This window comes from Cyclonatronum sp. (assembly GCF_022565315.1).
GTDB lineage: Bacteria > Bacteroidota > Rhodothermia > Balneolales > Cyclonatronaceae > Cyclonatronum.
Map to the genome: position 1 here is coordinate 1 of NZ_JAIUMX010000019.1, position 14,523 is coordinate 14,523.

The window sequence follows — 14,523 nt, forward strand, 5'->3', positions numbered from 1 at the left end:
GAAGCCATCAGCGGCACAAGCCGCGATCTGCGGATCGGCAGCGAGACCGTAACGGTGCGCATACCGGCGGGCATCAGACCGGGCACCAAGCTCAAAGTAAAAGGCAAGGGACAGGCAGGGCCTGACGGCTTCACCCGGGGCGACCTCATTCTGAAGGTTGACCATCAGACGCATCCCACGCTCGAGCTCACCGACGACAAGCTCTACCTCAATCAGCCTGTGCCGGTTGCTACCATGATGCTCGGCGGCTCCATCAACGTGAACACGCCCGGCAAGCAGATCCGGCTGAACCTTGAGGAAGCAACCCCAAACGGAAAACTGTACCGAATCCCCGGGATGGGCTTCCCCGAGTTCCGCAAGCCCGAGGCCAGGGGCCCGCTTTATGTGCGCATCCAGGCGGACATCCCGCAGTACCTCACCGCAGAACAGAAAGCGCTGCTCCGCCAGGCATTCCCGTCCTGACAGGCGAAGTATTCACACAAAAAAAGCCCTGATTCCGCCTGCCGAGGCAGAATCAGGGCTTTTTTATTTTCGGGGGATGTGTTTCCGGGCAGTTCCGGCTACTGTCGCCAGTCGCCTCTCATGCCGGGGCCAAACCCGGGACGCTGTGGCTGACCTCCCTGCTGAATCGCACGGAAGTTGTAGGTAAAAGTGACCATCGCGTAGCGGGAAAGCACATTCGAGCGCACATCTTCCACAAAAGTATCCTCGATGATCCGGTTGATGTTGTCGTTTTGGTTGAGCACATCAATCACCGTAAACTTCAGCTCGGCAGCACGGTCGTTCAGGAAGCGGTAACCAAGGCCGAGGTTCCAGAAAACGACGTCGTTGTTGAAGTCATCATCCAGACCGCTGAGGTGCCTCACGCGGGTATCTGATTCCAGAAACAGGCCGCGCCACGGCTGCACGTTAAAGCGCAGGCCCGCGGTGCCCACATAGTAGTTGGAGTCAAAGCCGGTAGGCACCGAATTATCAACGATGTTGTAGTTCGCCTGATAGGAAATCCGGAAATCGACCTGCGGGCTGATGTTGCTGCTCACCATAAAGCCGGAGTTCAGGCTCCAGGTTTCAGAGGTAAAACGCTGACCGTTAATAGCCGATGGCGTGCTGTTGAAAGTAGCACCGGCGTTGAAATTCACGTTACTGCTGATCAGATCCCAGACCAGACCGCGGGCGGCAAAGGCCCGCACCGACCAGGAATCGCCCACGTTGTCGGGCAGGGTGAGGCGGGAGCCCGCTCCGAAGAAGATATCGCCCGGCAGGGTGCTGTCGCGCCGCGCCACGAAAGTTTCGTTTCCGATGGTGTTAAGTGTGTAGTTCCCCATCACAAAAAACACCAGCGAGCTGCCGCTCTGCGGGTTGGTCTTGCGCCAGCGGGTCATGAGCGAGTGCGTGTACTGCTGCCTCAGGTCGGGGTTGCCTCCGCGCAGCTGCACCGGGTTGCTGTTGTCGATCACGTTTTGCAGCTGATTGGCCGAAGGCGTGCGGGTGTTGGTATTATACCGGATAAACATGTTCTGGTTTTCGCCGGTGTTGAAGTTCACATTCGCACTCGGCAGCAGGTTGTTGTACACCTGACGCGTTGAGGCTTCAATCGGGAAAACCTGATCGCCGCGCAGCAGGGTGTTCTGATAGGCAAGCGTGAGGTTTACGCGAAAAGTATCGCGGCGAAAATTGAGGCCGGAGCTCACCCGCTGCCGCCAGATCTGATTTTCGAACTCGTTGGAAAGGCTTGCATCGGGGATGTCGTAAGCCTCGGTAAGGTCGTTAAAACTGAACGCCCGGCGGTCGGCCCGGTCTATGCTGTACGAGGGGTTATAGGTAAACTGAAGCTGCGTGCGCTCACCGGCATTCTCGGTCCAGGTTACGTTAGTGCCGAGGGTATAGCCGTTATCGTTGAGATCGGTGAGCTGATTTTCAACAATTTCGTTGCGGCCTGCATCAAAAAATACGGTTTCCCCGATACGGCCCTGATCGCCGGTGAGGTTGTTGGCATCCCCCTGCAGGTTCACGGAAAGCGTACGGCCGGGCGTTGCAAAACGCTGCCGCCAGAGCAGGGAACCGCGGAAATCAAAGTTATTGCGGTCAGAGGTCGCCAAATTTGATGTTTCGTTCAGTGGGTCGCCTTCCGGGGTATTGGTGATGGCATCGAGGAAGCTCGTTGAGCTGTTCTGCTGAACATTCAGCCGGGGCGAAAAAATGAAGGAAGAACGCTCGTTCAGGTTGTACTCCACGCGGGCATTAAACCGGTGATTGAAGTTATCGGTAACGCCGCCGGAAAACTCGTCGTAGAGCTGATTGCCGAGAATACCGCCGGTGTAGCGGCGCTCGCTCACGCGCTCGCGGTCGTTGTCAGCTGCATTAAAGAAATAGCTGCTGTTGATATTCAGCCGCTGCGAAGGCCGGTCGATGTAGTTGAACCCGAAGGAGTGAGTAGTTGTGATGCCATCCTGCTGACCCACCATGAACTCGCGGGTTGCGCCGCCGCCCCAGCCGCCGCCGCCCATACCACCGCCCATACCGGGCCGGCGCATGGCAGCAGCCTGCACACCGGAAAGGTCATCACCGGAAAAATTCTGCTGGTTCACATTATTGGTGAGGCCAAGCACCGAAATCCGGCGGGCACCGCTGAAATAGTTATAGTTGCCGGCTGCGGAGTACCGGTTATCGGAGCCGTAACCGGAGTTAAACCTGCCAAACTGTCCGTTCCGGATGCCCATGCGGGTCACGATGTTGATGGTGCGTTCCTGACTGCCGTCATCAAAACCGGTGAACCGGGCCTGTTCGCCCATGCGGTCGAAAACCTCAATCTGGGAGACGGCTTCAGCCGGAAGGTTGCGCAGGGTGAGGAGCGCATCATCCCCGAAAAACTCATTCCCGTCAACCAAAACCCGGCGGACCTGTTCGCCCTGTGCTTCAACGCGGCCGTCCTGAACGGTAATGCCCGGCATGCGGGCGATAAGGTCTTCCACGGTTGCATCGCGGCCGGTTGTGAAGGCGTCGGCATTAAAAGCAGTGGTATCACCACGCACTTCCACCCGCTGCATGCGCCCGGTGATGCGGACTTCGTCGAGGGATTCCCGGTTTACAGCCAGCGCAAAATTACGGGTAAACGGCAGCTCTTCGCGGCCGGTCCATTCCAGCGATTCAATCTGCGTGAAATAACCGATGAAGGAAACCTGCAGCAGGTAGCTGCCCGGGCGGGCCATGCGAAGGGCAAAGGTGCCGTCGTTCATGGTAGTTGCCCCGCGCACGAGCACGGTATCCGGCAATGAAAACAGCGCTACGTTAGCGCCGATTAGGGTTTCCTGCGTTTCGGCATCTGTAACAACACCTTCAACGAGGGCGCGCTGTGCCATTTCCTGCATGCGCTGCTCTACGGACTGCGCCTGTGAGTGCGCCGGAAAAGAAACAAAAAAACAGGCAATAAGCATCAGCAGCAAAGCGGCCCTGAGCGTGCCTGATGCAAAACGATTGGTAACTGGAATCATAGATGAATAAGTAATTGGAGGGTGAGAAAAGCGGGTTGCCGGTATATAAAACGGCACTGAAAATTAGACGCAGCTGCGGCGCCTGCGGTTCATCACAACCGATGCTGAAAGCAATATTTTTGTATGTTTGTTCCTTTTGGCCGCAGAAATTTTATGTTGGAAAATGTAAGCGCTTTCACTAATTTTGCACAGTTTGCGGATTTAGGCTGAAAATCTACTGCATCCGCTAATTTTTTGCCGTTTACGCGCTTAGCCAGCAAAACTCAGCGCAGGGCATCCGAAGCTTTTCGTTCTGTATCCATCAACTTATCGGGTAACCCCCAACAGGAATATCCTTCATGCTCGACATTCAAAAACGTCTTTCAAATTCCTTTTACGCGCTTCTGGCGCTGCCTGCAACAGCTATGGGGCTTGGGCTTTCCATTCAGATAGCGGCGCTCAGCTGGCTGCTGACCTATCAGTACGAGCTTTCCATCAGCGATATCGGTTTGGTTTGGGCAACGGGACCCATCGCCGGTATTATTGGTCAGGTTGTGATCGGCATTATCAGCGACAACGTCTGGGTTATGAACGGAAGGCGGCGGGTTTTCATCCTCGTTGGCGGGGTGCTGGCATCACTTATGCTCTTAGCCCTGCCCAATATCGGCATCATACAGGCATCGCTGGGCATTGAAGCCATTTTGGGGATTGCCATTGTCATTTCGATGGTTCTTGATCTTTCGATTAACGTATCCTTTAACCCAACCCGCTCTCTTATTGCCGACGTAACCCCCGAGGGCCGGGCCCGCACCAAAGGCTACACCTGGATGCAGACCATCTCCGGCAGCTTTGGGGTACTCTCGTACTTCATCGGGGCAACCATGGGTAACGTGTTCCTGATTTACTCAGGTGCGGTGGTGGTGCTGCTGTTCTCCATCATCCCGCCCTTCTTCATCAAAGAGCCGAGATACCTGGGCCGCTACGGAGAGGATGAAGACGACATCACCCGTGCCATGGCCGATCAGGACCCCACACCCAAGCAGTACGCCTCCCCTGCTGAAATCTTCTTCAATATTCGTCCGCTGTGGGGCTTCCTGTTTTACGGCATTTACGCCATTATCAAAAGGCTTTCCGGTTTCGAGGTACCGGGATTCTATGTAGAGATTTTCGCACTGGTTCTCACCGTTTATCTGGTTGTGGAGGCCCTCGTCAAAAAAGAAGAGGGCAAATCAGCTGAGGAAGCGAGTAAAATCGGCTTCCAGAAAATTCTGGCTGCACACTCGTTTTCATGGATTGGAGTGCAGAGCATGTTCATTTACTTCTTTGCCTTTGTGGAGTTCCAGATCCCGGACCTTACGAGTGATCAAATCGGAACGGTGGTTAACTGGAGCTTCTTTACGCTGAACCTCGTTGCAGCGGTGATTCCGGTACTGCTTCTTGAACCCATCGCGAATAAAATCGGCCGGGTAAAAACGCACACCTCTGCCCTGTTCATCATGGCCGGCGGTTACGCTGCGATCGCCTTCTTTGGCGTAACCCCGTGGAGCATCTACATCCTGATGCTGGTGGTCGGAATTGGCTGGGCCTCCATCATCAGCCTTTCCTTCGCAATTATGAGTCAGAAGGTAGCGCAAAATCAGATGGGGCTTTACATGGGTTTGTTCAACCTCTCTGTAGTACTGCCGCAGCTCGTTTCCAGTTTTGCAATCGGTGAAATCGTGGAAGCGGTTGACGCAAAAAACATCCTGCTCATTATCTGCGCCGTCACGGTTGCGGCTTCTGCCGTTTCATGGACCTTCGTGAAGGAGCCCGAAGACCGGATGACCGATAACCCCGTGCTTAAAGACTGATTTTTGATTGATTGATTGATAGGTTGATAAATAGTTCGATGTAGTATCATTTTCAACAATTATTGTTAGATGATATACATAGTTTCAAAGGCAGCTCCCTGACCGGAGCTGCCTTTTTTTGTTTTTATTGGGTGAAGAAGCAATTTCCCCACTCACATTACCGGCCCCATCTGAGCAAACGGTGTGCCATACCATGCCGCCTTAACTGCCTGGAATAAGGGCTGGCACCCATCATCCTGAAAACAAACAAAGCCGCTGCAATCCTGAAGAAGGACTGCATCGGCTTTTTTTAAAGAGGTTAAGCCGGGTCAGTTTCCTGACCCGGACTTTCGGTTAACCCTCAGCTTAAGCATAGCTTAGCTTTGGGTTGGCGGAGGCGGCAGGGATACCGGATCCCCCAGCGGCCCTGGTGGCAGTGACATTAAAACAGCGGAAGTAACATTATCAAAATCGGTGACCCGAATTTCGGGCTTTTCATAGGTTATCTTTTTCATAAATCTATACTATTAAAGTGAAATTGGGTTGTTTATTTGATGAGTGTCATTTTCCGGGTATCGGTGAAACTGCCTGCCTGCAGGCGGTAAATGTAAACACCGCTTGAGAGACGCCGGGCATCAAAAGGAACGGTGTGGAAACCGGCATTTTGGGTGCCGTTTACAAGTACCGCAACACGCTGCCCCTGAATGTTGAATACTTCGAGGCGCACTTCTGTATTCACCGGAAGCGAGTAGCTTATTTGAGTAAGCGGGTTGAACGGGTTCGGGTAGTTCTGCATGAGTGAGAAACTGCGCGGCTGCTCAGTAACCGGCTCAACAGAAGTCGGAACGCCATAGCTGATAATCAGCTCAAAGCGGTCTTCCAGATCAAGGTTAACCAGCTCAGGGCTCTGTGCAATGCTCACAGCATCCATGCTGCGGGCGGTAAGCACGCGTTGCAGGTTTGAGTGGCTCGGCGTATTGATGAAGGTGTACGGATGGCCTTCCGCAAGCTCGTGTACGATGCCCGTGAGGTTATCGCGCACGCTTACGAAATAATCAGCTGCCCACCCATCAAAACCGTCAAGATTGAGGCTAAAGCTACCTGCATGGGTTGATGCAAATGAAATCGGAATCGCTAACTGCTCACCGTAGGCTAACTCGTGATTTTGTAATACTTCAAGGCTGTTGCCTTCACCTCTGATGCCAAAGCTGAGTGCAGGCACCGTAAGTGATTGCGGACGCGCAACTGAAGTCTGAACCTCATCATTCGTTCCCAATAGCGTAATTACTGCAAGGTCAGAGAGCTCTCCATTGCTTACTGAAAGCGCAAGGTATGGAACCAGCTGCTCATTATGCAGCTCAGCGCCCCTTTCAGTTACAGCATAGGTCTCACGGAAATCAATGAAACCAGTTACCCGGTTGGCAACTACCCGCGCCTGAAAACCTTCAAAGCCACGAATAACGCCATCATGCGCAATCATACCTGCAAGGCCTGACATCGGGAAACCGAAGCTCGGACGGAATGTGCCGCTGCCGAGATTGGCTTCGTTATCATAAACGAAGATAGTAGAGAACACGCGGTTCAAACCACCTTCAGCCACCAGCGCATTCCAATCGATATCGAACGGATACGGGTTGGCGGCCATATTCCAGCCTGCTTCGTTAACCGGCTCAACGGCAGTTGTTTCACCTTCTGTGCGGCTGAGAACTACCCGTACATTGCGGTTATTTCTGCGACCATCAACCGTAAGTGTTTTGGGCCATGTTACCGGGCCACCGATTTCATTTCGGTCAAACATGTAAACAAGAACGCTGCGGCCTGCATTGTTGAAGCTACTCACATCTGAACCTGAACCAACAACATTGGTTGCATTATTTGGTGCGTACCATTCTTTGTCGGCTTCAACATAATAAAGTACGTTAGGTTCTGCATTCGGATTTGACGATGCAGAGCCCGGGTAACCCTGTGTCCAGATGTCTGAAAACAACTCACCGTAGGTTGAGCCGCGCACGGGTGTTGAAACCAGTCTCCATCCTTCGGTTCCGCTAAACGTTTGTGTCCAGGTTCCGAAGAAGTTATATACCGTAAGTTCGGCTGAAAGGGTGAAGACAGGCTCGTTGAATGCATTGCTGCTGATGTGCAATCCACCTGTGTATTCAGCGGGATCGAGGCCTTCTGCGTCGAACGTTACGGTAATCTGTGCTGATTCACCGGGTGCAACTGTTCCGCTGCTGATATCAGCGGAAATCCACACCGCCGGACTCTCCTGCAACCCTTCTTCATCAGGTAATGAACCATCAAAGCCGGGTCGTAAGTCGATGGTTGTGAACGGTGTGATCGTGAATTCGAGGTCCTTGGTACCGGTATTAAAGATCATGAAGGTTTGCTCAGCTGTTTCTGCGAAATCAGGATACAGTTCAAGCTCTTCAGACATCTCTGATTTATCGAGGCTGATCAGCGGGGCATCAAACACATTAACCATAAGGTCAATAATGCCCACCGGTGTAGCTGGCGAATTCGTTGTAACACGAATTTCGCCGGGATAAGCACCTTCGGCGGTTTCTTCCGTGTTAGCGGTAACATTAACGGTTACAGACTCCTCCGGCGCAAGGGTTCCGGTACGGACATCAAAGCTGAATAACCCGTCTTCGGTGAGGCCGATTACGTTCACAATATGTGCAACATCGGAGAATCCTAAAGATGCAAGGGAAGCCGGTTCATCAATACCACATGCAGGGGCCTGGAGATATGACGGAGCAGATTCTCCGGCACCGTTAGCACCCGGGAACATATCGCTGATGGGTGATTCCGGAACTTCGATTTCAGCAACAATCGTAGCACCGGCAGGAATTTGAGCTGATACGGGGATAGTAATAACCGACCCGTCGCTTGAGCTGTCAATCGGGAATGAGGACTCCCCTACAAGTGTCATATTACTATAGGTAAAATCACCATCAAGCAGATAAACGCGCGCAAAACTTTGCAGCGGGATTCCTGTTGCCTGAAATAATCCAAATTGCAAAGCTGTTACCTCAATACCACCTTCAATATCAAAGTCGGTAAGGGTGTATGTTCTCAAAAAGCGGTTAAGAGCAGTTGAGGTATCAGCACCGCAACGCACCCCTGAACCGGAAGGCACCTGGGAGTTTGAATGGGTGAGAATCACTTCATTGCTCAGCAGGCCGCGCGTAAAGAAAGTCTGACCATTATTGGTTCGTGTTTCAGTACGTTCTATTGCGTTCAGCCCGGACTGCGTGAAGCTGTACTCGCCGGAAACCATTGCATAGTCATCGCTTTCGCTGCGTGCCCGCAGCTCAACTTCGGTAACTTCACCCTTTGGGGTTAAAATCCTCTCCTCAGCATCAAGTGCATCACCGCCAACGCTGAAATCCATATCCGACTCGCCGTCGTTGGTAATGGTGAAGCTGAATAAGCCATTGTTTCCTACAAGCACGTTCACAACAGCAGATGTTGGGTCGAGCGAGAGAAAACCGGGATTCACAGCACTGGCGCTAAGGCTTACCGTATGTGAACCATCGTTGGTATCAAAGCTAAGCAGAGCCGTTTTGCTGCCGTCGCTTGTGGGTGCGAACTCCACAACTATGGTTCGGCGGACACCGCTTTCAAGGCTGAACGGCTCAGCATTCACCACAAACTCGTCGCTGTTGGAAGTGATACTGTTCACATCAAGCGGGATTGAGCCCATATTGCGGATAGAGAAACTTCTGGTAATTGTGTTACCTACAAAAATTTCAGGGAAGCTCAGCACTTCTGTGCTCGCGGTAAATGCCGCAGCATCATCCACATCAAGAACTACCTGAACCGAAGCAGAAGGTGTTACCGGGTCGTTTGAAAGCACGGTTAGGGTATTGGAGTATGAACCTCCGGGATACCGGCGTGCATCAAGCGTGAGGTTTATGGTTTCAGAACTGCCTGGCTGTACGATACCGCTTGCCGGAGATACGGCCATAATATTCCGCGCATTACGGCTTAGCGTAATAGAACCATTCCAGGTTTGGGTTCTCGGAATTACACCTAAGGCACCGGGATCAGCATGTACCAAAGATATATTTAGTCCGGCGAGATTCAGCGGGGTGGGGATAGCAACCGGTGTTGTTACCGAATTTCCGCCGCCCGGCCAGTTAATCCGGTTTGGGCCAATATTCACAGTGCCCCCTACCTGAAGCACAACTGTACCAGCATTAACCGCAGCGCCGCTATGAAAAACAAGTGCCAGGGCACGTGCCGGGGCTGCCAAAAAGGTACTTGCACGGCTGAAGTTTGGTGTAACCGATACGACTTCACCAATCAGATCTGAATCAACCAATACACCGGCAAGCGATACGAGGGACAGCCCTGAAAAGCTTATGGGGTAATTCAGGCTTTCAAGTTCTTCATCCTGAAGTACAAACCCTTCAAAAGCTGCCATGATATCACGCTCTGATGGCTCTGCAGTTTCAGCGGTAAGGGTTCCGTTCAGGAAGGCCTCAATCACCGTTTTGTGCATAGTAGCAATCATGATGCCCTGATCTTCTGCCATTACCTCAAAATAGCGGGCAGCAAGTGCTTCACGGATTTCAGCAAACTCCGCAGCATTTGGGTCAAAAATCCGGGAGGAAGTAAAGCCGGGCAGGGTGTACAGGAGCGGACCGTCGCCGACGTTGGTGATGTCGAACGCGGCATCGATAAAGCGCCCGCTGAGTCCGGATGCCGTAACAGACCCGGAACCAAGATTTACAACGGGGGCGTTGATACCTTCACCTGTTACATCTATTGTAATTATGCCATTATCAGCATCATCACTTTCAACAGTGATTATTCCGTCAAAAACGCCAATCGATGCGGGTGAGAAGGTCACATTTACCGCCAGCGACTGTCCGAAATTCAGTGTTACAGGGTCAGAGAAATCTACGCTGAAGGTACCATGATCAGAAGTTACGGAGTTAACGGTAACCGGATCATCATTGGAGTTGATCAGACGGAAGCTTTTTGTGGAGGTCAAGCCCTGAACCACAAAGCTGAAGTCAATTTCACTCACGTTGGCAGAAAAACTGCCGCCGCCAAATGAAGCAAGTGCAGCGCCGGCATTTATTCTGGTTCCGAGTTGACCAACAAAGTTCGGGTTGCGTGCGTCGATGTTATCGCCGGTGAAAACCATACGGTCGTAGATTTCCTGAGCGGTGAGGCCCGGCTGATAGGAAGCAATCAAGGCAGCCACACCTGCAGCATGCGGCGATGCCATAGAGGTACCGCTGAAAGCAGAATAGCCGCCTCCCCTTACGGTGCTAAGAACAGCCGAACCCGGCGCTGACATATCAATCCAGGGACCGTAGCAGCTAAAATTTGATTTCCGGTCGTTCTGGTCTGTAGAAGCGATAGCAATAACTTCAGGGTTTGATGCGATCGGCTGTGTTGGGGTAGCACAGGTACTGTTTCCTGCTGCGAAAAATACAACCCCACCCTGTACCGGACCTACTGCATTCCCTTCAGCGTCAAAACCGGCATTTTGAATAAAATAGAGAATAGCGTCGCGAAGTGCCTGTGAAGCCGCACCACCACCCCAGCTGTTGTTCGAGATAACGGCACCGTTATCTGCGCCATAAACAAAGCTTTGGGGGAAACCACCGGTGCTGTTGTTGTTGCCAAAGGTTCGGGCTGTCATAATCTGCACCCCGGGGCCGCTTTCGTTACCTCCTGCTACACCCGCAACCCCGATACCATTACCGCTGCGGGCAGCAATTGTACCAGAAACGTGTGTACCGTGATCGTTGGCGTCTTGTATGTCGCTGTTATTATTGACAAAGTTCCAGCCATGAATATCACCGTCGAATCCGTTTTCCGGACCCGGAAACGGATTAACCCAGAGGCTTTCAACAAGATCCGGGTGTGCGAGATCGATACCTGAGTCAACCACCTTTACAATCACATCCTGACTTCCGGTAGTGAAATTCCAGGCCGGAAACAGATTGATGTGAGCGCCCGGTGTTCCTCCGGTCTGCCCGGTATTGTTGTAGTGCCACTGCTGAGGCAGCAGGGGGTCATTGAAGTTTAAGATCTCATCAAGGCTGAGTGCTTCACCCATGTGATACCGCACATACACCCTTTCAGCTACCTCAATTTCCGGCAGGCTGCTATACAGGTTTGCAAGCTCAGCTTCTTCAACATCTGATTCATAATACAGCTTAAACCAGCGGTCCAGACCATGACGGCGGTGCCTTTCAGCAAACCGCGGGTCGGTTACAAATACCTGCTCCATCGTCAGAACATTAAACTGTTCGCTGAGCATATCAACTGCCGAAAGACCCGATAGCCGGGGGTTGTCAGCAAGTGCCGACCGGTTCAGTAAACCGGTAGCATCAGGCGCAAACTTGATCTTCAGATAACCTTTATGCCATTCGATCTGATCCTGCGCGGTTACTGATGCTGGTAAGGCCAGCATAATCACTGCAAGGCACAACACCAGCATCCTGCACATTGTAAACTTAGTTAGTTGCATGAATTGATTGATTTTAAGATACATGAATCTGTTTATTGCACACAAATTTCCATACCCTTTGATGGTGCTTTTGTAACAGCAGTCCGGTTCTCACCTGTACTTAACAGGCATAACCTATGTTCATTCTTTTAAACCGTTAGATATTGCGCGGTAAATCAGAACTATCTGTTACTATGCTACTTCTCAGCCGGGTACCTTACCAGTTTTTGAGCAGGGGCCCTCAAAACCTGCTAACCCCCCTTTTATCCTGAGTTACAAGCTCAGTCGGGGGTTTTCCATTCTACAACACCATTTTAAGACACGGAGATCATCCCGGAAAATTAAGGTTTAATTTTACAGGAAGCATTTAAGGCCTTAATACCCGTTTAAACTTTAGGGTTGGTGCTGAGCGAATATGCACAGGGAAGTTGTAAATTACACCTGGCCAAACAAATCACTGATATTAATTTTAGTATATAAATAACAGCATTAACCACACTTTTTTTAACACACTCAATAAACCTATCTGCACATAATTTATACAATCAAATACTTACAGCTATACGACCATTAATAGATATTTTACCTAACCAAAGCCTGTAAAGCCGGCACTGTCCGGTATTATGTTACCGGGCTCTGTTTCAATTTTGAACAAATATACATGGCTGATTTACAGAAATCGGGGCTAAAACCTGAAACGGGCAATGATTTCAACATTAGGATAGGTCGTTCGCCTTGCGCGGCTTTCAGCTGCCCTGAAGGCCTCCCTGAACTCTTCCGGATACTCCGTGTAAAGCCGCTGCCGAACCGACTGCAGCTGATACCAGCCGTTCACATACAGCTCGTTCCTGGCATAGAGCGGCAGCCTCATTTCCACTACCGGACCCCATTGTATTGTAGTCTGCCGGCCGGGTGCTGTGCGGCTTCTGTTTACCGGTGCTGCATCATCAGGCCCAAAAGTTTCTGCATTAACGGTTGCCCGCGGCAGGTAATCGAATTTCACGAAATAGCGGAGTCCCACGGATGTGCGAAGCGCGCCTGACTGATGCGTGAGTACGGCGCGGCTGTCCCAGGTGATGAGGGTATCGGTGGGAATTTCCCGGAACTCGCTCCAAAGCAGGCGGCCGATACGAAGCTCTGATCGGCTCACGGAAAGCGAGGCTTCCCACTCCCGGTCGAGGCGAACCTCTGCTTCGCTCTGTACCCTGAACTCCCGCGATGCCTGATCGTTGTTGGGTCTTCCGGGCAGCTGAAAATCATCGACCGTATAATTGGCTCGAACCAGAAACTGATGCCGGGTGCGCAGCCAGGGGGCTGGCGCCCATTCTACAGCAGGTGCAAACCTAAGAGACCGCCGCCAGTTGTTTTCGATACTGCGTTCCGAAAACAGATAAACTGTGTGTGTGGCCTCACCGGCCAAAAGCATGCTCAGGCTGAACTGATCCGAAAACCGGTGCCGGTTGGAGAGCAGCAGCTGCCAGAAAAGCTCATCGCGGTCATCGCGGTTAATTTCGGGCGTATCGTAATTGAAGATGCTTACCCGGCCGCTGAGCTGCGTGGTGTTAGCACGGCCTGCCTGCAAAAAGGCCGTACCAAACAGCTCGAAGCGCTGCTGTTCAAAGTTTGAATTTATGAGGATGTCCGTGCGCTGCCGCTCCGTTTCAACGCTTGCAAGGCTCTCCCCCCTGCTAAGCAGCCTCGCCTGTCGGCTGCCGATGCTGTACAAAAATCCGGCCCGTACATCGGCCGGGCCTTCATTATACCGGCCTTCAAACCGGATGGTGTACAGCTGCCGGTTTATTTGGGTATCGAAGAGTTCATCCTCAATGCCATCCACAAGCGCCTGATTGCGGACCGTGCGCACATTCAGAAGAGTGCTGAAATCTACTCTTGCCTGAATGAGCTCCGATATCGGAAAAAAAGCAGTCGCCACTACATCGGTGGTGTCGTTGCGAACCGACTCGATGAAATCGGTCTGCTCCCGGTTAAAGAAACTGCTCGCCTGATAACTGTCCCGGATGTTCCGGGCCAGACCGACTTCGGCTTCGAGGCGGAAGTTTTCGATATCAAGAAGCGAACTTGTGCCCAGCCGCCAGTTTTGGAAGGTTCTCGGACTGATGTCGGCGTAGTCGGCATGCAGCCGGGCCTGTAGCAGGAAATCTCCCGCTTCAAAGGGTGCGCTTGAGGCCCGCAGCCCCAGCAACAGACCCTCATCGCGGATGCCGCTGCGTTCATCCTGCATGAAGCCGGCGAGCCCGGCAATTTCGTAACCCTCAAGCGGCATCCAGGCCGCACCGGCCATGGCCCAGTCCTGCCGGAGGTTGGTACTTGTGATGCGCACCGAGCGCGACTCAAGCAGCAATGCCCCCTGCTCATGAACCCGGAAGGCGCCGTTGAGGCGGGCAATATTTTCATCCTGAATATTCTGAGGCTCGCCTCTAAGCAGGTAAAAACGCGAATTAAAAACGTTGCCCAGCTCAAACGAAAAGGATTCGGTGGTTTGCTCAAAAGCCCCGCTATAGGTCCAGAAAAAAGAATCCAGCTGCCGGCGGAAACGGGCTTCGCCGCTCAGCCCAAGCCCCGGCCCTGAAGCGCTGCCCGGCACAAAACCCGGCTGAGGCGACTGCGCGAGAACAGCCCCGGCATCCTTCATCCCCAATGATAAAACCAGCCACAACACAGCCGTCAGCCAAAAAGGCCGGCAGCGGTGAAGCAGCGGATTACACTCAGATTTTGATGTAAGGGGGAT

The 14,523-nt window shown here is 52.4% G+C and carries 5 protein-coding genes; 2 read left to right on the plus strand and 3 right to left on the minus strand.

Annotated features, from left to right (window positions below; all coding sequences use genetic code 11):
• The coding region (locus LAT75_RS05200; RefSeq protein ID WP_291481570.1) for a J domain-containing protein at positions 1-462 on the plus strand (462 nt) is incomplete at its 5' end.
• A gap of 98 nt (positions 463-560) precedes the next feature.
• On the opposite strand, the gene LAT75_RS05205 is transcribed toward LAT75_RS05200, so the two are convergent.
• Positions 561-3,491: an outer membrane beta-barrel protein gene (locus tag LAT75_RS05205; RefSeq protein WP_291481571.1), complete on the minus strand. Its 2,931-nt coding sequence runs from the start codon at positions 3,489-3,491 to the stop codon at positions 561-563.
• A 338-nt stretch (positions 3,492-3,829) separates the two neighbouring features.
• Between LAT75_RS05205 and LAT75_RS05210 the strand changes: the two genes are divergently transcribed.
• Positions 3,830-5,320, plus strand: coding sequence for an MFS transporter (locus LAT75_RS05210; protein ID WP_291481572.1), 1,491 nt, complete (start codon positions 3,830-3,832; stop codon positions 5,318-5,320).
• Positions 5,321-5,846: 526 nt separating this feature from the next.
• Here LAT75_RS05210 and LAT75_RS05215 read toward each other — a convergent pair.
• Positions 5,847-11,795, minus strand: coding sequence for a S8 family serine peptidase (locus tag LAT75_RS05215; RefSeq protein ID WP_291481573.1), 5,949 nt, complete (start codon positions 11,793-11,795; stop codon positions 5,847-5,849).
• Between the two features lie 664 nt (positions 11,796-12,459).
• Positions 12,460-14,427, minus strand: coding sequence for a hypothetical protein (locus LAT75_RS05220; protein WP_291481574.1), 1,968 nt, complete (start codon positions 14,425-14,427; stop codon positions 12,460-12,462).
• Positions 14,428-14,523 lie beyond the last annotated feature (96 nt).